This window comes from Desulfuromusa kysingii, from assembly GCF_900107645.1.
Taxonomy (GTDB): domain Bacteria; phylum Desulfobacterota; class Desulfuromonadia; order Desulfuromonadales; family Geopsychrobacteraceae; genus Desulfuromusa; species Desulfuromusa kysingii.
The window spans coordinates 299876-322921 of record NZ_FNQN01000004.1 but is presented as its reverse complement, the minus strand read 5'-3'; the positions used below and the strand labels follow the sequence as shown (position 1 = coordinate 322921).

The window sequence follows — 23046 nt, the reverse complement described above, 5'->3', positions numbered from 1 at the left end:
ATGGCACGTTATGCAATGGTAATGGATACGCGACGTTGTATAGGCTGCCAGTCTTGTACTGTGGCCTGCAAAATCAATAACGAACTGCCTCTCGATATTATCTACAACCCTGTCTTTACCGACGGGCCCAAAGGCAGCTTCCCTCATGTTCAGCGCACCGACATCCCAATGATGTGCATGCACTGTGAAGATCCACCTTGCGTCCACGCTTGCCCGACCGGCGCATCAATTCAACGCGAAGACGGCATTGTCTGGGTAGATGATAGCAAATGTGTTGGCTGTAAAGCCTGCGTTATGGCCTGCCCTTATGGCGCCCGTCATCCCAACGAGGTAACGGGAACGGTCATGAAGTGCGACTTCTGTAAAGATCGTGTCGCCGAAGGGGAACGGCCTTGGTGTGTTAAGACCTGTCACCAAGGAGCGCGTATTTTTGGTGATCTGGATGATGTCAACAGTGAAGTGTTCAAGTTAGTTAACGGGGAGAGAACTGTCCGTTTACTGGACGAGTTGGGTACCGGACCTTGTGTCTACTACATCATGGATTAAAGGAGTCTTAAGGTGAAACATAAAGAAGTAGAATGGGGATGGATGCTCGCAGTCGATTTTTTCTTTGCCGGGATGGGCGGCGGCATGTTGTTTGTTGCTGGGCTGCTGTACTTGATCAATGGTGCTGACTCCATCAGCACTCTTGGAACATTCGTTGGGATTGTCTTTATTGGCGTTGGTTCCGCTTTTTTGTCGTTGGAATTGGGACGTCCGTTTCAGGCTTGGCGAGTGTTTATGAACCCCAAGGCGCTTTTGACTTGGGGGGCCTGGAACATGGTTTTTGTTATGGGGGCAGCTTTTATCTATGTTGCTCTCGACTTCACCGGCATCGCCATGCCTGGGTTGCAGACTGCTTGCGCAGTGGTGATGTTGATCTGCGGTCTGTTTGTGGCTACATATCCAGGCGTCCTGCTTGGGTTGCATGCAGCGCGGCCGTTCTGGACCGGACCTGGGATTGTTGTGATCTTTTTAACTTCATCGTTGCTAACCGGTTTGGCGGCACACGATATGGCAAATTATTTGCAATTGGAAAACTCGAATCTGAAGAACACAATCCTCGGTTTGATCTTCTTCCAACTGTTGGTCTGGGCACTGTATCTCTACGTTAAAATCTCCGGTAATACTTCCAGGGAGTCAGAAGCTGCCAAAGCACTTTTGACCGGACCACTGTCAGGTAAATTTGTTTTAGCTTTTCTGGTGCTGGGCAACATCGTTCCAATCGGTCTCTACATGATGACGGCCGCATCAGTTGTGACTGCCTCCATAGCAGCGCTCTGCATTCTCGCTGGCAGTTATTCTATGCGCTTTGTTGTTGTCAAAATGGGTGAAAAACGAACGTTGATAATAGGTGAAAAAGATTTCATGGCGCGACTGCCTAAGGGTGATGAACTGTTTCTTGATGTTTTGAAATAGGAATTGAGGGCATTGTGAACGAAGCGTCTGCACGTAGAAAAATTGAACAATTCGCTGATGCATGCAATGGTTGCGGTGCATGCCGCCACAATTGTTTCATGCTTGGTGAAGCCTCCATGCATATTGGAGAGATCGCCCGGCAGGTCTTAGGTGATCACCCGTTGCAAGAGGTTTTGGATCTCGTGTATCGCTGTTCCCTGTGCGGACTTTGTAGTCATAAATGCCCTCTGAATCTCAACCCATCGCTGGTCATGGAACAAATCCGGGAATACCTGACTTATCAACCGGAACAGCAGAAGAACCTAGCTGCATCAGTGGCGATGCAAGTTGATCGTGAGTGGAACTATTTCACTCTCTACCGCGATACCTATGCCATTTCCTATGATGATTTGTTCCGTGACCATTGCGACACCCTTTTTATCCCCGGATGCTCCTTGTCCAGTTTTTCTCCTGAATTGGTGCGCAAGTCTTTTCAGTGGCTTGAAGATCAGGGGTTGAAAATCGGTTTTTCAGACATTTGTTGTAGTAAACCGTTAAGCAGTCTTGGTCTTAGCACGCGTGCCGAACAGATGATGAGGGCGCTGTCATCCCAACTTGAAGCTGACGGAATCAAACGGATCGTCACGGCCTGCCCGAATTGTCATCGAACATTTAGTGATTTTTTTAGCTCTGTTGAAGTGGTTTCGATCTTTAGCTTGCTTGAGAAAGCTGGTGTTCAGGTTTCGGTTCCGAGTTTGGTGTCGGTTCACGATTCATGCCCTGATCGTAACAATCAGGCAGCACAGAAAACCCTTCGTTCTTTATTGCAGGGGCCCATGGTGGAGATGGAACATCATGGCGCGCAGACGCTGTGTTGCGGTTCCGGTGGAATTGTCTCTCTGGTCGATCCAAAAATGTGTGAACGTCGCGCTTCAATTAGGATGGGAGAACTGCATGCGAGCGGAGCTGAACTCTGTGTCACGACCTGCTTGGCATGTGGCCATCGCCTCAATCGTTCGGGCGAACAGAATCGTGCCGTTCATTTGTTGGAACTGGTTTTTAATGAAGCAGTCAACTACGACGATATCACGTTCCGCTCACGGCAAATGTGGGAAGGCGAATGGGGTGCATATAATATGCAACGTTTGAATGGTGTTCAATCGGCCAAGGTTGCGGATCAAAAAGACGTGGAGAAACGATGATGACACATCCGGAACACACCAGCATTATTGGCCGTACTTTAAGTCTTTGTAGTTTCTGTATGAAACAGATCGAAGCACAAATCATAGTTAATGATAACGCCGTTTATATGCGTAAAAACTGTGCTGAACACGGGAGTCAAATGATCTACCTGTGGCCAGATGCCGATCATTATCGATGGATGCGAGATTTTCGCTTGAATCATAAAGAAATGGCTGTTCACACCCTTGCTGACAGCGCTTGCCCGCATAACTGTGGTCCCTGTGATCGACACATGGGCAGTGCAACTCTGATTGAACTGGAAGTAACCCAACGCTGCAACATGCGCTGTCCGGTCTGCTTTATGTCGGCAGAAAATATTGGTGAAGATCCCACCCTCGATGAGCTGTCAGCTATCTTCCATAAAATATTTGCCCGTTCGGGGGGCTCTACCAGTATCCAAATTACCGGAGGAGAGCCGACAGTGCGCCATGACTTGGCTGAAATTGTCAGGCTCGGACGCAGAATTGGTTTTAAATCGATTGAGGTTAACACCAACGGATTGGTTATATCGCGTAATCCTGAGTTGCTGAAAGATCTTAAAGATGCGGGAGTTAGCGGTATCTATATGCAGTTTGACGGTCTTGACGACAGGATTTATCAAGCGACGCGTGGTCAGAATATACATGCTGACAAATTGCAGGCAATCGCTAACTGTCGTGCTGTCGGTCTGCCTGTCGTGTTAGCGATGACTATCATTGAAGGAGTCAACGATGACCAGATTGGCAAGGTTGTTGATTTTGCTCTCAATAATATTGATGTGGTTACGGGAGTGGCTCTGCAACCGGCATTTAGTTCGGGCCGTTTCGACGTGGAAACCCCGCGTGGCTTAACCATGGGAGACGTCATCTTCAAGCTGAATGATCAGACAGACGGTTTGATTGGAATCCATGACATGTGGCCGCTTGGCTGTTCACACCCCTTGTGTTCATGTGGAACTCAGCTGATCTGGGACCGAAATCATTTTGTTCCCGCGACCAAGCTTATCAGTCGGGATGAATATGAACAATCTTTTGATCCGAGCAGCCCGCAAGGGTCGATCTTTGCCGATATCCTGGCTAAAAGAAATGAAACATACGCTGCAGGCTTGTCGCTTATCATTATGAGTTACATGGATGCTAATACGATCGATTTAGGTCGGCTTAAAGAGTGCAGTATGGTTGTCGCTACAGATGAAGGTCGCTTGATACCATTTTGCGCTTATCAGTTGAGTAACAGAGCTGGTGAAAGACTTTATCAGCCTTGGATTTTTAAGGAAAAACAATTCGCAGCGAAGTGTTGAAAAGAGGCAGTGTTTTTAGAAAAGGCACAAAAGAATTTTTGCAACCGAGTGAAGAAAACGTCGCTGTCAGGTTTTGAAAATACAAACAATTAAAATTGTTAAATTAAGTGACATGCTCTATGCCCATAGATGGTCAAAAATAATGCATGTTTAGCGATATGCGAAATTTGCATGTTGGGTAATGAAGCATCAGAAAGTGTGTAAGGTGGAAGCATGAACGGCTTCGAAAAACAACAATGGGTAAAAACAAACTGTCGTTTATGTGGTTACCTGTGCGGATTGCTCGCACAAGTAGCCAACGGACGGGTTGTTGCCATTAAGCCCGATCCCAGCCGCTATCCCTATAATGAGAAAATAGTTCTTTCCTGCCAACGTTGTGCGCATAACATGGAGCTGTTAGATCATCCTCAGCGTATGAACTATCCGTTGAAAAGGGTGGGTGAGCGCGGCTCTGGAGAATGGGAACGGGTCTCCTGGGGTGATGCGTTGGACGATATAGCAGCACGCTTGACCAAGTTAAAGGAAGATTTTGGTGCTGAGACTTTAGCGACCAGCATCGGCGGACCTCATTCCGTATACTGGCCGCTGCATCGTTTTCTCAACTTGTTCGGTAGCCCCAATAATTTAGGGATTGGCCAGATCTGCTGGAATCCAGCGATCTGGATCAACAGCTTAACTTTCGGTTGGCCGCTGGAAAATGAGTTGGATCCTGAGTCCACTCAATGTGCCATTGTTTGGGGAATGAACCCGGCAGAATCAGACAACTCCTTGTTCTGGACGACCATCCTTAATTTCGTGCGCAGCGGCGGAAAGCTGATTGTTGTCGATCCGCGCAAAACCCGAACCGCAGAAAAATCCCATTTCTGGTTGGCATTAAAGCCTTGCACTGATGCTGTTTTGGCTCTTGGTCTGATCCACGTGATTATCGCTGAAGATTGGGTCGATCATGATTTTGTCGAACGCTGGTGCTCAGGCTACGCAGAACTAGCTGAACAGGCTAAAGCATATCCACCTGATTATGTCGCTGAAATCACCGGCCTGGACGTCGAACAGATCCGCTTAACTGCGCAACTGTACGCCACTGGGAAGGCGTCTTCCATCCTCTCAGGGCGAGGGATAGACCAGATCGGAGAGAACAGTATCGCCACCCACCGGGCTATTGCATGTTTGCGTGCGCTGACTGGAAATATTGGTCTGTCAGGAGCTTCTCACTTGGCGGAAATGCCTAATTTTATTGCCGAAGCTGATCTTGAGATGAACGAAGCGCTGCCGGCGCAACAATGGCAGAAGAAATTGGGTAGCAAGAATCTGTTACTCCAGACCGATGCCGGGTTTGAGTTGTTGAAGCGGGAAACACTGAAACAGGGAAGGAAACTGCCGAAGAATTACATGACTTCAGTCCACCCCGACTTACTCTGGAATGCCATAATTACCAATCGACCGTATCCGGTAAAGGCAATGGTGGTGATGGGGAGTAACCCCTTAAGCACTCAGGCGGATTCCGTTAAGGTGGAATCAGCACTGCGCAGCCTTGATCTGCTGGTTGTTCTAGAGCTTTACCAGAGTCCTACGTCGTTGTTGGCTGATTATATATTGCCGATTGCCGGCGGTCTTGAAAAATCAGTACAACAAACCAACGCAGGAACAGCAAATATTGTTTACGGCGGGCAAGGGGCTGTCGCACCTTATTATGAACGCCGAACCGATTACGACTTCTGGCGCGGTCTCGCTGTTCGCTTGGGGCAGGAGGAATTCTGGCCATGGGAGACCTTTGACGAAGCTCTGGACTACACCTTGGAGCCTTTGCAGACCAGCTGGCATGACTTAAGTGAGACAGGTATTTATTGTTCGCAAACGGCCAGCCGGCGATTTGACGAAACGGATTCTGAATCTGGTAAAGCCGTCGGTTTTGCGACTCCAAGTGGCAAAATTGAGCTCTATTCGCAATTGCTCGATCGGATCGGCTATGACCCGTTACCTTGCCCCAGAGAGTTGCCGAAGAAGGACCTTGAATATCCACTTATTCTGATCAGTGGAGCCCGCTTTCAACCTTACTATGCCTCATCTTATCGCCATGTCGAGAGTATGCGTCGCAAGCATCCATATCCATTGCTGGAAGTAAGTCCGGAAACGGCTGGAGAACTCGGCTTGACTGAAGGGGAAGTCATTTGGCTTGAAACTTCACGCGGTCGAGCTTTGTTCAAATTACATCTGACGGCGATGTGCTCGGGCATTGTGAGCGCTGAATACGGCTGGTGGTACCCTGAATTGGTTGAAATTTCTTTTGCACAAAGCTACCGGTTGTCCAATATCAATGCCTTAATCGGTGCCGATTTTACCGACTGCGAGAAGTTATTAGGCCAGTGGCAGTTTAACGGCTTGCCTTGTCGTTTGTCTCCGGCAAATGAAGAAGAAACTCTGCTTTTAAGACAATGTTGTCATCCCTAACATCTACTAACGACTCATGATTACCACCTTAAGGAGATTGTTTTATGAATGAAAAAAAACACGCTTTATTGATCTTTTCAAAAGCTCCAATTCCAGGACTGACCAAAACACGACTGACTATTGCGCGAGGTGGAATTCTGTCAGAAGAGCAGGCAGCCGAGTTCTATCAGGCATCGCTACTGGATGTCCTCAACCTGTCTTTTTATGCCTTAAATGTCCTCAATAAAAAATCAGGATCAGGTGAGGGAGCAGGCCTTGATCGCTACGAGCTTGTTATTTCGAACTCTCCGGCTTCCGAGCAACCTGTCCTTGAGAGGGTCATTGAAGAGAACGGTCCGTGGCCCGGTCCAATCCACTTTATCAATGATCGCGGCCAGAACTTTGATCAACATTTTGACGACGCATTCAACCAATTATTCGCTCTTGGTTATCACAATGTTGTTGCGATTGGTGGAGATATGCCAACTATGCCAACATCCCATCTGGTTAAAGCGTTCGAGTGGCTAGAACATTTTGACAAAACCTCTCCCGTAGGTGGTTTTGTTCAGGCTCCTTGCCAGGCTTGCGGGGTGTCTCTGGTCGGTTATAGCCATCACACACCAATGGATTCGGAAGGTGTTTATTACAGTCTTGATGGTGTTCCTGCCCTCGATGCCTACACGATGAAGTCGATTGAACGGGATGTTCCTATCGCTTTACTGGACGCAGTTGCTGATATCGACGATGTCGAGGATCTAGCCCACTCAATTTCAATCATTAGGACTATGGCGGTTTGTCATGACAATCAGCCGGAATTGGTTGTCCCCGATCGTGTAATCGATTTTGTCCGTGACCACGGGATCGCTATCACCACTCCGCCCAACGATCTTCATGACCCAAGGGAGAGAATCGATGCCTGAAGTTCAAATTGATCAGAGTCGTTGTATCGGTTGCGGTTATTGTGTCGATTTCTGCCCGGTCGAGGTGTTCGATCTTGTTCCCGATGATCGTTCTGCCGGGGCCAAGAAGGCGCAGGCGACCCGGGAAGAGGCCTGTTGGGCCTGCGATACTTGTGTCGGTCAATGCCCGACCAATGCCATCCGTATTGTCGAATCAGCGGAGGAGACCCAGAGTCGGGATCGCGATGAACCCTGTGCGCCACCTCTACCGCTAGAAGAACATGAATTGTACACCGAATGGCATCGGGTGCTGATGGATATTCTGCGGCTACGCTGGAACCCGGTTGCGATCAGCTTAATTCCCAAGGGGCAGCCACTCCCCGATGTTGCCCAACCACGGGTCAAGCTGCGTCACTGTCAAGCTCTGATGAGTGCACGACGGGGCAAATCAATTTTAATGCCGGCACAGTGTCATGCTTGCCCCGATGGGACCCATATTCTTGGTTTGACTGAGATTCCTCCCAAACTTGCAAGCGGTGAGATTTACCTGCAGTTCAAGAAACTGGCGACAATAGACGCTGCCAAACAGATGGTTGCTGAACGTCCTCGTTTGCCGAACCGCTCCATTCGGGCAACTTTGGTGTCTCCACTTCAGGAGGCACAACGGACGCCGGATGTGATTGCCGTGATCGCGCAGCCAGAGCAATTGATGTGGTTGTGCATGTCTTCGTCCTTTTACTCAGGTAAGCGCTTCAATTTTCAGGTTTCCGGCTATAACGCCCAATGTGTTGAGACCACCCTGATTCCTTATACCACGGGAAAGTTCAACATCTCACTTGGTTGTTACGGTTGTCGTGCCAGTTCTGATATCGGCGATGATCTGATGTTCATGGGGATCCCGAAAGCACAAATGCCTGAGTTGATCATGGGGCTTAAGCAATTAGGAAAAAAAGCCATTCATGATTCGCGTAACAAAGTGTATCTGCCCCCTAACTTGTAAACGAGAAACAATTATGAGTTGCCCTGACAAAAAAATGAAAACTGTAGTGGGTCGCGATGTGTCGGCTTTGTTGAATCCCCGTTTGGCGATTTTGGTGACCTGCTGCGGGCTTTCAGGGAAGAGGAATCTATTGACTGTTGCTTGGCATACACCGCTGTCGCATGAACCGCCATGCCTTGGAATTGCCATTTCTCCGAAGCGATATTCTCACCAAATGATTGTCGAATCGGGTGAATTTGTCGTTAACATTCTCGGGCAATCCATGCAAAGCAAAGTGAAGTTCTGCGGTCATTATAGTGGAGTGGATACGGAGAAGTTTGATTGTTTAAAACTGAAAACCGAGCAAGCCAAAATTGTCAGTCCACCCGTTCTCACTGAAGCACTCGGGTATTTGGAATGTGTCTTGATTGACAAGAAAAGCATCGGTGATCACACCCTGTTTGTCGGCCAAGTTGTTCATGCTCAGGTGAATCAAGATTCTTTCTCGAATGCCTGGGAGGGATCTGTGTTCGGTGATTCACCCCTTTTGTGCCTGCAACGACAAAGGTATGGGGTTTGTGTGGAGTAATCTATGAGAGCTGAAATGACAATAAAGAGGGCAGCGTCTGGAGTAGATTTCAGCCGCAGAATAGCGCAAAACCAAAAAGATTCGATGCCTGTTCGTCAGGCCAATCCAGACGATGCCAGAGGGATTGAAGCCCTGATGGAAGAGTACGATATGGTCGGCTCTTTTGACTATCAACAGTGTCTGGTGATTGATGCTGGAGCGGCCGGCCTGGCAGGTTTTGCCCGGATGGATTGCGTCGGCAACAGGTTTTACATCCGTCCGATTATTATTTCCACACGATTTCAAAGGCAAGGACTCGGGAAACTCCTAGTGGAATATTTGCTCTCAATTTTTGACGATATTACGGTCATTGCCCGGGGTAGCGCCGAGGGGTTTTATCGTGCTCTCGGATTTTCACCCATAGGCTGGGAGCAGATTGATGAGGACTTTTGCCGCGAGTGCCAATTTTGCCCGGATTTGACCGATTGTATTCCTGTTCCCATGCGCATCATTCAACCTACTAGAGGAAGGTCTTTGGTATGAAAACCTATTTGTATGACAGTTGCCACCGGAAAATTAATTATCTGCGCCTGTCGGTTACGGATCGTTGCAATTTCCGTTGCCAATACTGTATGCCGGCAGGCGGAATTGTGAAGCGGGCTCACAGCGAAGTCTTGAGTTTTGAAGAGTTGCTTCAACTGGCAAAAACCGCTGTTTCACTTGGTGTCGAAAAAATCCGCGTGACTGGGGGAGAGCCTTTATTACGCAAAGGGATTCTTGATTTTCTGGCAGAGATTAAGAGCATCCCCGGTCTGAAATATCTTGCCGTGACAACAAATGGGCACAACCTCTTGCAAACTGCGCCGCGACTACAGCAGATCGGACTCACCAGTTTAAATGTCAGTGTCGATAGCCTTGATCCTGATACCTTTGCGACCGTTACCAGGACCGGGGAGCTCAAACCGGTGCTGGATGGCATCCGTTACGCTCATGCACTCGGAATTCCGATCAAGTTAAACGTCGTGGTAATGCGTGGTATCAACGATCATGAAATTGTCAATTTTGCCACTTTGGCCAACGACTACAACTGGAGTGTTCGTTTTATTGAGCTCATGCCGAGTTCACCCTGTAATGCCAATCTTAAAGGAGTCAGTGCCGACGAGATCTATCAAACCATCAGCAAGCAATATTTGCTCGAAAAATTAAACAACAACGAGCTTTCAGGTCCCTCTCAGGATTACAAGTTAGTCGGCGGAAAGGGGCGGATCGGAGTTATCTCGGCAATGTCATGTCCCTTCTGTAGCTCTTGTAATCGAATTCGTATCACGTCAACGGGTGGGATGAAGAATTGCCTCTTCAATGAAGAAGAAACGGATTTAAAGCCTTACCTTGCTGCGGGAGACCTCTATGGATTGAAGCAGGCCATGATCGAAAACGTCCTACTTAAACCGGAGAAGCACCATATTCACTGGGGGGATTCGGTAAATCCTTCGTTACAAATGGTCAGTGTCGGTGGCTGAAGTCAGGAGAAAATATATGGATATTTCAAAAACGATTGCAGACCTCAAACAAGATCCAAAATTTGTCGAAAATGTTGGCATGGTGCTGGTTCACAACGGGGTTGTCAGAGGCCGATCACGTGCTGACCATTCTGCCGTAAAGCAAATTGAAATCCACGTTGATTATGACAAATCAGAACAGATCAGACAAGAAATTGAGCAGTTGCCGGGAATCTACAAAATTGTCGTGGAGGCCCATGAAGGAATCTTAAATCCGGGAGACGATCTGCTGTTTCTTGTGGTTGCAGGGGATATCCGCGAAAATGTCAAGCCGGCTCTGGCATTGCTGCTCGACCGGATCAAGACTGAAACTGTGACAAAAAAAGAGATCTATAGTGAGGAATAATTATGAATTTCAATCATTTTGATGATGATGGTCAAGCGATCATGGTCGATGTCAGTAATAAGAAAAAAACCATGCGTACCGCTATTGCCAGTTCAGTAGTGTTGATGAAGCGGGAAACGTTACGAGCCATTATGGAAGGGGATATGCGTAAAGGAGATGTGCTTGGAGTTGCCCGATTGGCAGGAATTTCAGCCTGTAAAAAGACCCCGGATTTGATTCCGTTGTCGCATCCGTTGGCAATCCATCACGCTGCTATTGATTTTGAGTGTGACCTTGAAACGGGTGTTGTAAAGGTTCGGGCAACGGTACGTGCTTTTGAACGAACTGGGATGGAAATGGAAGCAATGGTTGCCGCTTCTCTGGCAGCCTTGACGATTTACGATATGTGTAAAGGCGTTGAAAAGGGGATTGAAATCAACAATGTTACGCTTGAGTACAAAGAGGGTGGCAAGAGTGGAATTTACAAGAAGTCGGCCTGAATAAAATAGAGGGCGAATAAAAAGATGCGGGAATCAGTACCGATAAATTTCCCCGGAGCCCCTAACGCTATTGCAAAGATGGTTCCGCGAAAAAATATTGTGCGAAACCTGAGCAATGATGAGGAGGTCGATCACTTGAAAGCGCTCGGAGAGTTACTTGTCTCATTAGCAACAAGCGCCGGGGCTTATGCTTCTGCATTTTGTTCTAGACGAAGTATTTTGACTGAAGATTTAGGCTGACAGATGGTTTTTGACGAGAAGTCCGACGAACCCAAGCTTGAGAAGATGAAGTTAAAATTGTCGCGTCTCCCTGATTTTCTCGATAAATACAGTTCAAAGGTCATCCCGACGGTCGATTTTTATGCAGTGAAGGAACACAATATCAATCCGCCAAAATTCGAAATTGTTATCGAATAGGTGACGGATATTTTTTGAGGCAATATGCGTAACCCGCATGTTGGTGGTTGGATGGAAAAGCTTGTTATCCGTGCGAAGATCTGGTTGGAAGTTGGCAATTGCTCCCTCATCGGTGAAGGAAGAGAGCAACTGCTACAGTTGATAGATGAGCTCGGGTCGATCAGTGCTGCTGGCCGGAAGATGGGGCTCAGCTATCGAAAAGCCTGGAGTAATGTACAGACGATGGAGCAGGCTCTTGGCTGTAAACTGATTGCAAGGCAACGCGGTGGTTCCGGTGGTGGCGCTTCAGTGCTGACACAGGATGCCAAGGACCTACTGCTTTTTATCTATGGACTAAGAAAGAAGTTTGAAACTTTCATTGATGAACTATCAGAATCTGAAATTTAAGGGAACATCAGGGTGACAGGTCATCTTGAAAATAAGGAAAGAATATGAAAAAGCTCGAATTGTCAGAGGCCATAGGTGAAGTCCTGGGATACGACATCACTGAAGTGGATCGCAAAAAGAACTATAAAGGGGTCGCTTTTAAACGCGGACATGTTATTCGTGCTGAAGATTCTGAAGTATTGCGGCGCCTGGGGAAGAACTCTATCTATGTGTGGGAAGGGACAGAATCTGAATTCCATGAAGATGCCGCAGCCCGTCTGTTAGCACCGCAGATCGCTGGTAAGAACATTAACTACGATGATCAGCCGCATGAAGGCAAAGTCTGTTTTTACGCTGACTGTAGCGGGGTCTTCAAGGTCGACCCTAAACGCCTGGAACAGATCAATACCTTAGCGATTCCTTCTCTGCCGACCATCCACAACAATTTCCCGGTCAATAAGGGCAAACAAGTTGCTGCCTTTCGAACCATCCCACTGACCTGCTCTTGCGAGATAATTGATCAGATCAAAGGGTTGTTACAGGAACCGCTGATCTCGGTCTTGCCGTACAAAATCAAAACCGCATCGATCCTGGTGACCGGCAGTGAGGTTTATAGTGGCCGGATTGTCGATGATTTTACGCCGGTATTGACCAAAAAGCTTAAACAACAGGGTGTAAAGGTGAATTTTTCAACGGTTTTGCCAGATATCAAGGAAGAGATTAGTGCTGCAGTTAAAAAGGCTATCATGATCAGTGAGTTGGTGTTGGTCACCGGTGGTACCTCTGTAGATCCTGACGATGTCACTGTTTGTGCTATGAAAGAGGCCGGAGTCACTTTTCAAGATCAAGGTAACCCGATCCAACCCGGCAACAACCTGACCATCGGTCGGGCCAGTGAGGTTCCCGTTTGTGCGGTCCCTGCTGCCGCCCTGTTTTTTGAGCGTACTGCCCTCGATATTTTTCTGCCGCGTCTGTTGACGGGAGATGTGATCAAAAGAGAAGAAATTGTCCGTTCAGGCCACGGTGGCTTGTGTCATTTTTGTCCAGAGTGTCACTATCCTATCTGTCCGTTTGGTTGGGGGGATGCATGATGAACGAGCTTGGTGCACTCTCCTTGCCTGACGCTCAGAAAGTTCTGATTGAAGCGGCCCAACCGGTAGCCACAGAAGTTATTGCCACCGATGCTGCGCTAGGGCGGGTGCTGGCAGATGATGTCATGACTTCACATGCTTTCCCCGATACACGCAGAAGCGCAGTCGACGGTTATGCGGTTAATCAGATTGACCTAAATCAATACCGTATTGTTGCCACCCTAGGAGCAGGAGAACTGCCGCAGCATACGCTTGGAAGAGGTGAGGCTGCCGCTGTAATGACCGGAGCCACGGTTCCCGAAGGTAGTGTCGCCGTCGTTCGCGTTGAAGACACCGTGGTCGACGGGGAGATTCTGATCGTTCAGACGGAAATCAGAGATAAAGAGAACATCAACCGTATCGGCGAAGAGATGGCAGCAGGGGCAACAGTCCTCCAAGCTGGCACCCGATTGTCTCCAGTGAAGCATAGCGTGCTCTGTTGTACCGGGATCGCCGAGGTCAGGGTTTATCGACGGCCCCGAGTTGGGATCTTGATCACCGGTGACGAAGTTTTGCAGCTTGGATCGGCACACCAGCCTGGTAGCGTCTATGACAGTAATCGTCATTTTTTGGTTGGTTGCCTCGCACAAATGGGGATTTCTTGTACCGTTCTTGGCCCGGTCAAGGACAACGCAGACACCATTCGCAGGAGCGTCGAGCAACTATCAACTGAATGCGATCTGGTCATCTCCTCTGGCGGGGTTTCCATGGGCAAGTATGACTTCATTCGTCCGCTGCTGCACTCCAGCGGCTTCAGAGTCCTGGTCAATCACACCAAGATCAAACCCGGACGCCCCCTGATCGTCGCCCGCAAAGCCGCTACTCTGTTCTTCGGCATGCCTGGTTATCCGGCGGCCTGTCTGGTCAATTTTTTCTACTTTCTCCTTCCAACAGTCAAGAAGTTGATGGGCTTGAAAGAGGTTCTGCCCCCGACCAGAAGAATTCGGCTGGCCGATGATCTCAAGGGGCGTAAAGGACGCTGGGATGTGCTGCGGGTGAGATTGCAAACCGAGCAGGAAAAAGAGCGAGCCTACCGCTTGAAGAGTCAGCTAACCTCACATTTTATGAATATGGGAGAGTGTGATGGCCTGGTGCTACTTAATGGTGATTGTGAACGTGCAACAGCTGGAGACGAGGTCACTTTGCTCGACTTTGCTCGCCAATTTTAAAGGATATTGATGATGAAGAAATTGTTTCTCCTGTTTGTTTTTCTCTTTATGACTAGCAACCTGTCCGCTGCTGAACTCCTTGTTTTTGCCGGGGCAGGGATGCGTATTCCCCTTGAAGAACTCGGAGAAAACTTTAGTCGTGAAACAGGTATTGAGGTTGCGTTCGACTTTGATGGTTCCGGACGACTTGGCAGTAAGATGTTGATGGGCATCAGGCCCGATCTGTTCATTCCAGGGTCGGATAAATGGGCCTTAAAGCTGAAAAAGGAAGGTTTGATTGATGACTGTGTTGCCATTGCACATCACACCCCGGTCATCATTACCCCGCAAGGGGATCACCAGGTGCAAAGCCTAAGTGATCTGACTTTGCCAGAGATCGAGGTTGCGTTAGGGGATAGTCGGTCTGCTGCAATCGGTCGGAATAACGAGCGTTTGTTTGCGCTAGCTGGATTAGACACAACCAAAATGAACATTGTCGCCCGTGGGATTAATGTTAAACAATTGGTTAGCTGGGTCGAAACAGGCAACGTCGACGCAGCCATTGTTTGGAGGGCTGATGCTGTCCAGTCCGAGCAAGTTGAAACTATCTCCATCCCTGCAGATATTAATCAGATTGATATTATTCCCATCTGCAGTTTGAGGACTCCAGCACATCCTGAAGAAGCAACAAGATTCTGGCAATACCTGCTTGCCAATGCACCAGCAATTTTTTCCAAGCATGGCTTTAAAGCTATTGAACTTTAAGGAGACGCCGCTATGTTTTATTCACAACTCAAAGAGCGGTTTTCGATTTTGGCTAAAGAACATTCCCTGCTTGGGGAGAATATTGCCATTAGTGCCAGGATATTGAAGAACGAAGAAGCAATCGGAAATCCGACCCGTCAAGACTATCCTTTGCTCAAAGGCAAGGAATTTTTGATGGAAGCTAACTTCAGGGGGTGTCGAGGCCAAGCTTTTACTGATGCCCCTTGTGAGAAGGTTTCGACCTTGGCTGGAATTCTCGCCCTGCCGATAGAGAAAGTCGAGCATCGGGCACTTTTTATCGCCAGTCTGAATGCTGTGATCCGTTTCCTGAAGCCGGAACTTGAGACCGTCCACTGTCATAACGATGAACCGGAAGAATGTGCTGCTGAAATCATCCGACGTTTGCAGAAACAGCCAGTAGCTAAAATCGGTCAGGTGGGGTTACAGCCCGCTATTCTTGCAAAATTGGTCGAAACCTTTGGGGCGGATAATGTCATTTGTATTGATCGTGATGAACATCAGCGTGGCAGTAGCAAGTTTGGTGTGCCGATCAAATGGGGCGGTGAACAAGAAACAGCAGAACTGTTTAAGCAGAGTGATGTCGTGCTGGCAACCGGCTCCACGGTGATCAATGGTTCTCTGCCCACTCTGATCAAACTGGCCGAAAAGAACACTGTGCCTCTCTATTTCTATGGGACCAGTATTGCCGGAACGGCTGAACTGATGAACTTGAAACGTTTCTGTTTTCAAGCCACTTGAATGGTCGGAGAACATGCGAGATATGCAGAATCTTTCAAACGAACAGGTCGCGATTCTACCGCGTCAGGGCGCTATCAATCTGATTGCTCGACTGATGCGGTTCAATGTTCTGATGGCAGTTATGGCGGCGTTCTTTTTTGCCATGATTGCTCTGGTGCTGATGGCTCTTTTGGGTGCTGTTTCCTGGGCGGATCTCTTTGCTCATCTCTGCTCGGCACGCGGTCTGGACACCATCTTGCTGAGTATGCAGACATCCTTTGCAGTCGTAGTTCTGACCTTGATGTTTGGGACCCCGGTGGCCTATGTCCTGGCACTGAAAAACTTCAAGGGTAAGGCGCTGCTTGAAGGGATTCTTGACCTGCCGATTATCATGCCACCATTGGTTACAGGGTTGTGCCTGTTGTTGTTGCTTAGTCCCAACAGCCTATGTGGAGAATTGCTCCAACAGTGGGGAGTCAAACTTTTGTTTACTCCTGTTGGCATCGTTTTAGCCCAACTCTTTGTTGCCGCTCCATTTTTCATCAAAACAGTCCGCGAAAGTATTTCCTCAATTCCACGTAATTTATTGGCGGCTTCGGCGACGCTTAACGCCTCCGATTTCCATACTTTCCGACGTGTCATTCTGCCGCTGTGTCGCAGGGGGGGCTGTGCCGGATTGGCCATGAGTTGGGCTCGTGCTTTGGGGGAATTCGGCGCTACAGCGATGGTTGCTGGCAGTATCCCCGGAAAAACCGAAACCATGACTATCTCCATTTACATGGACGCCATGAGCGGTGATCTGGGACAGGCCATTTCTACAGCGTTGTTGCTGATATTATTTTCATTTTCACTGCTGTTTATCTTGAAACTTCAGTCAGGACGCCAGCATGGCTATTGAACTGCGAAATATCTGTAAAAACTTCGGTTCCCAAGAGCTGTTTCGCAATTTATCGCTGCGGGTCAAGGAGGGAACCTTTCATGTTCTGGTTGGCCCCAGCGGCGAAGGAAAAAGCACTTTACTTGCGTTGATCGCCGGTTTGCTAAAACCGGATTCCGGAGATGTTTATCTTAACGATATTTGCGTAACGACACAACAGCCTCAGCAGCGGGATGTTGGTTTTGTGTTTCAAGACTATGCCCTATTCCCGCATCTGAGCGCACGGCAGAATGTGGAATATGGACTGAACGCTAGCGGTGCCAACAGTCAGACCGTTTATGACAAGGCTCAGCATTACCTTGGTATTGTTGGTCTTATGGATCAGCAGCACAAATACCCGGCGATGCTCAGTGGTGGGCAGAAACAACGGATCGCTCTGGCGAGGGCATTAGCCACTGAACCCGGAACTCTGCTACTCGATGAACCTCTCAGCCATCTGGATTTAGAAAGTCGTTCGCAATTGCAGTTGGAATTAAAAGAAATACAGAAAAAAACCGGTGTCACTATGTTGCTGGTGACCCACAATATGAGCGAAGCGGCCATTTTGGGAGACAACGTCTCTTTCCTGCGTCGTGGGACGATAGAGAAAACAGTCAATATTAAAGCGTTTGTCTGAACGCAAGGAAGAAAGGAATGTTAACCATGATGTTCGATGGAAGTATGAATACAGAGGAGTGGGGCGGTGGGACGAAATCCATTGCGGGAGTAGACGATATCTTGAAAAAAGCAACAGAATTCGTCCCCCTGACACGGGATGAGGGCCTGCGACTGATGAAAATTCCGCTACATAGTTTAGATTGTTACAGAATGATGGCTGCTGCCAATCGCATGTCGCGTGAACAGTTCTGCAGTAAAGGTGAGAACCACCTGCATATCGGTTTGAATGTTGAGCCTTGTCCCCTTGATTGTCTGTTCTGCAGCCTTACTCATAAAGCCGGGATCTTCACCGAAAAAGTTGATTATTCTGAAGAGCAGATTCTGTCCTGGGCCAGATACGCAGAAAAGTTGGGCTGTGATGGGATCAATTTGATGACAACCGGAACCTATCCGTTTTTAAGATTGCTTGAAATCGGCAAGCTTCTCAGTCAGGAAGTCTCTGTTCCATTGATCGCTAATACTCGCGATATTAACCATGCCGAAGGAGAAGCATTGTTGGCCGCGGGCTTTGTCGGAGCCTATCACGCTGTACGCTTAGGGGAAGGTCGCGATACTCCTTTGGATCGAAATAAACGCATCAAAACAATCCAGGTTTTGCGGGATGTTGGCTTGAAATGGATGAACTGTGTTGAGCCTGTGGGACCGGAACACAGTGCCGAAGAATTGATCGATTTGATGTTTCTGGCTCGCGATTATGGTGCAACCTACAGCGGGGTGATGCGGCGGATTAATTTCCCCGGCTCGCCAATGACCAAGTTTGGCATGATTACAGAGTTGGAAATGGCGCGTCTGGTTGCCATTAGCCGCCTGATCATGGGCGATGTGCCGAAAGCTCACTGCACCCATGAACCGCATAGCGCATCTTTGCTGGCTGGAGCGAACCTGTTTTTTCCTGAAGTTGGTTCAAATCCGCGAGATGGACAAGAAGATACCAGCACGGGGCGGGGAAATAGCGTTGAAGCTTGCCAGAAGATCCATCGGGAAATGAATCTCGATCCCTCCCTGCCGTCGAACTGCTATCAATAGTGAAGAGGGATAATATGTCGGCAGTGTCTATCTGCAAAAGTTTCGTTCTTTTGCTGCTCATCGTCTGTCAGGGGCCTTTGTCTGCTGCTCAGGCTACTAATGTGTCAGTCGGCACTTGGAAAACGGCACAAACAATACAACCTTTTTTTTACGAGCAGTTTTTGTCTGCCGAATGGAATGTTCAAATTCACACGTTTACTAATCCGGCGGATCAGAAGACGGCTCTTCTGGCCGGTAGTCTTGAAATGACGGGGACGACTCTGGCTCATGCCATCCGTTCCGCTGCCCAGGGACAGCCGATCGTTATTGTTGCTGCTTTGTGCAACAAGTGTTCAGCATTAGTTGTCAGCAGCAACAGCAATATCCATTCGGAAAAAGATCTTAAAGGCAAAAAAATAGGCTATGTGCCGGGAACCATGCATGAGATTCTGTTACGAGAGACGCTGATGCGTAATGGTTTGTCACCGGAAAAGGACGTGACTTTGATTCGGGTTGATTTCTTCGACATGGGGACGGCTCTAGCGCGTGGCAGTATCGACGCATTCCTTTCTGGTGAGCCATTTCCGGCTCTCGCGGTTCAACGGGGTTACGGAGAGATCTTATCCTATCCTTATTATGGTGATTCGATCGGTGCTATTAATGCTGTTATGATTGTTCGGCGGGAAACAATTGAAAAACAACCTGAAATTGTTGAACAACTGGTTTTGGCTCACGCTAAGGCGACAAAAATGCTGGTCATCGATCAGGAAACCTGGTTCGCCAAAGCGACCAATTTCGGTATTCAGCCTGAAACCCTTGAATTATCTGCAACCAACATGGAATTATCCTGGCAGATGGATGAAACTTTTGTGGCACAAACCAAGGCATTGGGTGCGCAGATGGAGAAACTTGGTATGATTGCAAAGCAGCCGGATTACAACAAATTATTCGACCTGAATTTCGTGAATCAAGCACAGCAGAGGTTGAAATGATCGGCCATCCATTTAAGCCTCTTGAATTAAACCGGGTTCTCCCTTGTTTGATCCCTGCTGGCTTATTGTTGCTCTGGTTTATGGTCAGTGAAACAGGGTTGGTCCCTGGTTATTTGATGCCGCACCCCAGTGCGGTGTTACGAGCCATGTTCTCATATCTATTTGCCGAGACCGGCAGCGCCCCATATGCTGGTCGTTTTTGGGGTGATTTGTACGCCAGCAGCATGCGGGTGTTAGGTGGGTTTATCCTTGCCGTCGCGTTAGGGGTACCGTTGGGGGTTATGTCTGGGCGACTGAGTTGTGTTCAACGGATGATTGCTACGACGATTAACGGCCTTAGATCTGTCCCCGGGATCTGCTGGTTACCATTGGCACTGGTTTGGTTTGGTATCGGGATTAAAGCAACCGTTTTTTTAATCTCTCTTGCAGCTTTTTTCCCAATATATCTCAACGCCGAGGCGGGTGCCCGCAACGTGAGCCCGGTGTTGTTACAAGCTGGAGCTATGTTGGGTGCCGGACGCTTGCGGGGGGTCGTTGCCGTTCTGCTGCCGGCGACCATGCCACATATCATAACCGGTCTGCGACTGGGACTGGGGGTATCATGGGCTTATATGGTGCTGGGGGAAATGACGGGTGTTTCGACCGGCTTGGGTGCGGTTGTCATGGACGCTCGCATGTTGGGCCAGGTTGATGTCGTGGTTGTTGGGATCGTTCTGATTGCTCTGGTTGGGAAAATCAGCGATTCAGTGCTGCATGGATTGATGAAGATTTTCTTCAGAAGCGCTAGGAGAACCGCATGAAATCCCATTTGAAGGTGGTTTATAACCGAGATAAACGAGCTGCCCCCGCTCTGCTGAACATAGATTCGTTAAGTGTAGGTTTTACCACCACAAACGGGTGCGTATCAGTGTTACAAGATGTCAGCTTCAGTGTGGATCAAGGTGAAATCGTCTGTATTCTCGGTCGCAGCGGTTGTGGCAAAACTACGCTGTTGAACTTGCTGGCTGGATTTCTGAAGCCAGATATCGGCTCGGTGCAACTGGCCGGGAAAAATGTCGATGGTCCGGGTACGAACCGTTGTGTGGTTTTTCAGGAGAATGCTTTGTTTCCGTGGTTGACCGTTAGGGAGAATATTGACTTCGGCTTGCAGCAAAGGGGGTTTAACAAAAAACAAAGAAATATTGAGGTTGAACGCTTTATCGAATTAGTCGGGTTAGCCGGTTACGCCGATCATCTGCCGGAGGAGATATCCGGTGGGATGAAACAGCGGGTCGCTCTGGCGCGGGTTTTGATTTTGGCTCCAGAGGTGTTGCTTCTGGATGAACCTTTCGCCGCATTGGACGCCCAGACTCGGGGAGAGATGCAGTTATTGTTGATGCAGCTCAGCCGTAAACTGTCCCACACGGTTCTGTTTGTGACTCATGATATCGAAGAGGCGCTTCTGCTGGCCGATCGGATCTTGATTTTGGATAAAGCCAGTAAAGGGATCAAATGTATTATCGATGTCACTTTGCCCCGTTATCGCAGCAAGCAGGATCAATTATTTGTCAGGATGAACCGTGAGCTTACGGAAATTCTAAAAGCACCGAGCGAAAGTTGTGACGTCAAGGATTGCGCGCAATGTCCGCCTGCAGGCGGTGATGCCCATAATCTATGACTTGCATAATAAGTTTTGTTATTCAGGAAGTTTTAAAATGAGGCATTGTCAGAGTTAAGTCACATCATCTCAGACCAGCCGCCGCAGGTGTCCTGTTGCCAGGTAGCAAAGGCGCGATTGCGAAGGATGTGGTCGTTTTTGGCTCTCAACAAATGATGCTGCTGACGGAAAATGTTGTTCCCCAGTCCATGGAAGGAGAGGAACTGCTTGGCTTGTCTTTGTGATTTGAACCTCTGCATTTTTCGTTTACGCAGTGAGGTGTTTGGTACGAAAGTTCCGCTCGCTTGTTTTGATATCTGTCCGTCACGTACGCTGCTGAGGTGTCTAGCTCTTTCAATGCAGCACGGTAGCTAGGCAGTTTATCGGTCACGATCTTGTGAGGACGCATAGTTGTTTTACGAAATAGCTCGCGAAAGAAACGAAGTGCCGCTTGTTTGTTGCGCTTATGTTGAACCAAGATGCCGATTTCATCGCCATCCTGATCGACTGCTCGCCAAAGGGGTGCTGTTCGCCCCGTATTTTGATAAAAACTCATCGAGATACCAGATGTCACCAGCCTGACCAGCAGACTTACGCAGCTTTTTTTGAGTAAGAAGATGGAAATTTAATGCACCACTTCCCGATGGATTTGTAACGGATCTACAGGTCTCGGATAGCGAAAATCTGTAGTATGGCCATACAACATAACTGATAATGGATTTTGGAAAACGATGACCTTTGTAGGCTGTGATTTGATGATTGATTCATACTGACTGAAGGGAAGAGCATTAAGTTAACAATACCCAGAATGGGGCGGACTATTCTTTTTGAGAGTTGTGGTAGGCTGTAATTACCTTAAACTCAAAGGAGGAAGATGCTATGACAGTCTCTGATCCACCTGACCAGTTAGAGCGAGTCGTAAGCTTCCCTGTCAAGTAGACAGTTGAAAAGTAGAGTTTCCAGCGTTCTTTGACAGATATTCAGCAGGCGTCAGATCCCCGAGGGAATCATGAGGCCGCTGCTCGTTGTATTCAATTTTCCACCAGTACGTGGTCTCCCGAACCTCGTTCAGATTGCGGAACAGGTACAGGTCGAGCACTTCGTTACGATACGTCTTGTTGAAGCGCTCGATATACGCATTCTGGTTTGGTTTGCCGGGCTGAATGTATTGAATCGTCATCCCGTGTTCTTCGGCCCAGGCAATGAACTCACCACTGAGAAATTCGGGGCCGTTATCGGTTCTCAGCATTTCAGGCAATCCGCGCTCTAAGCGAAGCCGTTCAAACACCCGGATCAATCGTTTTCCGGTAATTGAGGTATCGATTTCAATATGCAGTAGTTCTCGGTTAAAATCGTCGATCACGTTAAAAGTCCGAAATCGCCGGCCAGCATAGAGCGAATCACTCATGAAGTCGGCGGACCAGACTTGGTTCGGTTGCAATGGCACAAGTAACGGCTGTTGAACACGTTTCGGTAGTCGCTTCTTGGCCTGGCGTTTTTGGTTCAGGTTCAGCTTGCAGTAAATGCGATAAACCCGCTTATGGTTCCAACGGTGGCGCTTGTACAAATATTTCCAGCATTTCCAGAAGCCCCAACGGGGATGTTTGTCGAGTACGCTATTGAGTGCATCAACAACTTCAACATCGCGATCTTTGGTTGCAGGTTGTCGATAGTAGGCCGCCCGAGAGAGACCGACACAGCGACAACTACGCTGGACGGACATGCGGTGCTCGGCAATCAGATAAGTCACTGCTTCACGCTTATCAGGCGGCCTTAAAGCTTTTTTTCAATCAGGTCTTTCAATGCTCGGTTTTCAAGAGCGATATCAGCATACATGCGCTTGAGTTGAGAAAGTTCCTGTTCAGTTTCTTTTAAGCGTTTCAAGTCGGAAGCACTCATGCCACCGTACTTGGATCGCCAGTTGTAATAGGTGGCATCGGAGATCCCGTGCGTGCGGCAGATCTCCTTAACTTGAATGCCAGCTTCGCCTTCTTTAAGGATGGCGATAATTTGATTTTCGGTAAAACGTGTCTTTTTCAT

General features: G+C 48.4%; 26 protein-coding genes. 24 read left to right on the top strand and 2 right to left on the bottom strand.

Features of this window, described 5'->3' with window-relative positions; all coding sequences use genetic code 11:
* The 24 genes from BLU87_RS08840 (at nucleotide 1) to BLU87_RS08725 (ending at nucleotide 21027) form a co-directional block, all read left to right on the top strand.
* Complete coding sequence (locus BLU87_RS08840; RefSeq protein ID WP_092346951.1) at nucleotides 1–546, top strand: 4Fe-4S dicluster domain-containing protein; 546 nt, start codon at nucleotides 1–3, stop codon at nucleotides 544–546.
* Nucleotides 547–558: 12 nt separating this feature from the next.
* The gene (gene nrfD, locus BLU87_RS08835; protein WP_092346948.1) at nucleotides 559–1458 is read left to right on the top strand and encodes an NrfD/PsrC family molybdoenzyme membrane anchor subunit; all 900 of its coding nucleotides are present in this window, start codon (nucleotides 559–561) and stop codon (nucleotides 1456–1458) included.
* Between the two features lie 14 nt (nucleotides 1459–1472).
* The gene (locus tag BLU87_RS08830) at nucleotides 1473–2639 is read left to right on the top strand and encodes a (Fe-S)-binding protein (protein ID WP_139167503.1); all 1167 of its coding nucleotides are present in this window, start codon (nucleotides 1473–1475) and stop codon (nucleotides 2637–2639) included.
* On the top strand, nucleotides 2636–3958 hold the full coding sequence (locus BLU87_RS08825) for a radical SAM protein (RefSeq protein ID WP_217637466.1): 1323 nt from the start codon (nucleotides 2636–2638) through the stop codon (nucleotides 3956–3958). Before BLU87_RS08830 ends, BLU87_RS08825 begins: the two co-directional genes overlap by 4 nt.
* A 213-nt stretch (nucleotides 3959–4171) precedes the next feature.
* The gene (locus BLU87_RS08820; protein WP_092346942.1) at nucleotides 4172–6406 is read left to right on the top strand and encodes a molybdopterin-containing oxidoreductase family protein; all 2235 of its coding nucleotides are present in this window, start codon (nucleotides 4172–4174) and stop codon (nucleotides 6404–6406) included.
* Nucleotides 6407–6450: 44 nt separating this feature from the next.
* Nucleotides 6451–7305 carry a TIGR04282 family arsenosugar biosynthesis glycosyltransferase gene (locus BLU87_RS08815; RefSeq protein ID WP_092346939.1) on the top strand — a complete coding sequence of 285 codons (855 nt, stop codon included), beginning with the start codon at nucleotides 6451–6453 and terminating at the stop codon, nucleotides 7303–7305.
* Nucleotides 7298–8284, top strand: a complete 987-nt coding sequence (locus tag BLU87_RS08810) for a DUF169 domain-containing protein (RefSeq protein ID WP_175498317.1) — start codon at nucleotides 7298–7300, stop codon at nucleotides 8282–8284. Before BLU87_RS08815 ends, BLU87_RS08810 begins: the two co-directional genes overlap by 8 nt.
* A gap of 34 nt (nucleotides 8285–8318) precedes the next feature.
* Nucleotides 8319–8852: a flavin reductase family protein gene (locus BLU87_RS08805; RefSeq protein WP_175498316.1), complete on the top strand. Its 534-nt coding sequence runs from the start codon at nucleotides 8319–8321 to the stop codon at nucleotides 8850–8852.
* Nucleotides 8853–8855: 3 nt separating this feature from the next.
* Entirely contained in the window at nucleotides 8856–9374 is a 519-nt protein-coding gene (locus BLU87_RS08800; protein WP_092346930.1) for a GNAT family N-acetyltransferase, read from the top strand.
* On the top strand, nucleotides 9371–10351 hold the full coding sequence (gene moaA, locus BLU87_RS08795; protein ID WP_092346928.1) for a GTP 3',8-cyclase MoaA: 981 nt from the start codon (nucleotides 9371–9373) through the stop codon (nucleotides 10349–10351). The genes BLU87_RS08800 and moaA overlap by 4 nt, the downstream gene beginning before the upstream one ends.
* A gap of 16 nt (nucleotides 10352–10367) precedes the next feature.
* Entirely contained in the window at nucleotides 10368–10736 is a 369-nt protein-coding gene (locus tag BLU87_RS08790) for a molybdenum cofactor biosynthesis protein MoaE (RefSeq protein WP_092346925.1), read from the top strand.
* A gap of 2 nt (nucleotides 10737–10738) precedes the next feature.
* Nucleotides 10739–11215, top strand: a complete 477-nt coding sequence (gene moaC, locus BLU87_RS08785) for a cyclic pyranopterin monophosphate synthase MoaC (RefSeq protein WP_092346923.1) — start codon at nucleotides 10739–10741, stop codon at nucleotides 11213–11215.
* A gap of 285 nt (nucleotides 11216–11500) precedes the next feature.
* The gene (locus BLU87_RS17795; protein ID WP_281242528.1) at nucleotides 11501–11632 is read left to right on the top strand and encodes a hypothetical protein; all 132 of its coding nucleotides are present in this window, start codon (nucleotides 11501–11503) and stop codon (nucleotides 11630–11632) included.
* Nucleotides 11633–11656: 24 nt separating this feature from the next.
* Nucleotides 11657–12019: a winged helix-turn-helix domain-containing protein gene (locus BLU87_RS08775; protein WP_092346917.1), complete on the top strand. Its 363-nt coding sequence runs from the start codon at nucleotides 11657–11659 to the stop codon at nucleotides 12017–12019.
* Nucleotides 12020–12063: 44 nt separating this feature from the next.
* Nucleotides 12064–13089, top strand: coding sequence for a molybdopterin-binding protein (locus tag BLU87_RS08770; protein ID WP_092346915.1), 1026 nt, complete (start codon nucleotides 12064–12066; stop codon nucleotides 13087–13089).
* Nucleotides 13086–14297, top strand: a complete 1212-nt coding sequence (locus BLU87_RS08765; RefSeq protein ID WP_092346912.1) for a molybdopterin molybdotransferase MoeA — start codon at nucleotides 13086–13088, stop codon at nucleotides 14295–14297. The genes BLU87_RS08770 and BLU87_RS08765 overlap by 4 nt, the downstream gene beginning before the upstream one ends.
* A 9-nt stretch (nucleotides 14298–14306) precedes the next feature.
* Nucleotides 14307–15041, top strand: coding sequence for a molybdate ABC transporter substrate-binding protein (gene modA / locus BLU87_RS08760; protein ID WP_092346909.1), 735 nt, complete (start codon nucleotides 14307–14309; stop codon nucleotides 15039–15041).
* A gap of 12 nt (nucleotides 15042–15053) precedes the next feature.
* Nucleotides 15054–15800, top strand: a complete 747-nt coding sequence (locus BLU87_RS08755; RefSeq protein ID WP_092346906.1) for a Rossmann-like domain-containing protein — start codon at nucleotides 15054–15056, stop codon at nucleotides 15798–15800.
* Between the two features lie 22 nt (nucleotides 15801–15822).
* On the top strand, nucleotides 15823–16677 hold the full coding sequence (locus tag BLU87_RS08750; protein ID WP_092347064.1) for an ABC transporter permease: 855 nt from the start codon (nucleotides 15823–15825) through the stop codon (nucleotides 16675–16677).
* Complete coding sequence (locus tag BLU87_RS08745) at nucleotides 16667–17332, top strand: ABC transporter ATP-binding protein (RefSeq protein WP_092346903.1); 666 nt, start codon at nucleotides 16667–16669, stop codon at nucleotides 17330–17332. The genes BLU87_RS08750 and BLU87_RS08745 overlap by 11 nt, the downstream gene beginning before the upstream one ends.
* A 17-nt stretch (nucleotides 17333–17349) precedes the next feature.
* A complete protein-coding gene (locus BLU87_RS08740; RefSeq protein ID WP_217637465.1) occupies nucleotides 17350–18399 on the top strand; it encodes a biotin synthase BioB in 1050 nt (349 codons plus the stop codon).
* 14 nt (nucleotides 18400–18413) lie between these two features.
* The gene (locus tag BLU87_RS08735) at nucleotides 18414–19370 is read left to right on the top strand and encodes an ABC transporter substrate-binding protein (RefSeq protein WP_092346900.1); all 957 of its coding nucleotides are present in this window, start codon (nucleotides 18414–18416) and stop codon (nucleotides 19368–19370) included.
* On the top strand, nucleotides 19367–20170 hold the full coding sequence (locus BLU87_RS08730; RefSeq protein ID WP_092346897.1) for an ABC transporter permease: 804 nt from the start codon (nucleotides 19367–19369) through the stop codon (nucleotides 20168–20170). Before BLU87_RS08735 ends, BLU87_RS08730 begins: the two co-directional genes overlap by 4 nt.
* Nucleotides 20167–21027 (top strand): ABC transporter ATP-binding protein, encoded by an 861-nt coding sequence (locus BLU87_RS08725; protein WP_092346894.1) that lies wholly within the window; start codon nucleotides 20167–20169, stop codon nucleotides 21025–21027. The genes BLU87_RS08730 and BLU87_RS08725 overlap by 4 nt, the downstream gene beginning before the upstream one ends.
* Nucleotides 21028–21172: 145 nt before the next feature.
* On the opposite strand, the gene BLU87_RS08720 is transcribed toward BLU87_RS08725, so the two are convergent.
* Both BLU87_RS08720 and BLU87_RS08715 read right to left on the bottom strand, forming a co-directional pair.
* Entirely contained in the window at nucleotides 21173–21562 is a 390-nt protein-coding gene (locus tag BLU87_RS08720; RefSeq protein ID WP_092346891.1) for a DDE-type integrase/transposase/recombinase, read from the bottom strand.
* Nucleotides 21563–21937: 375 nt separating this feature from the next.
* Nucleotides 21938–23046, bottom strand: a protein-coding gene (locus tag BLU87_RS08715; RefSeq protein WP_092346888.1) for an IS3 family transposase whose coding sequence is annotated in 2 segments (ribosomal slippage) — nucleotides 21938–22785 and nucleotides 22785–23046 — 1110 coding nt in all. Because the reading frame shifts where the segments join, the coding sequence is not laid out codon by codon here.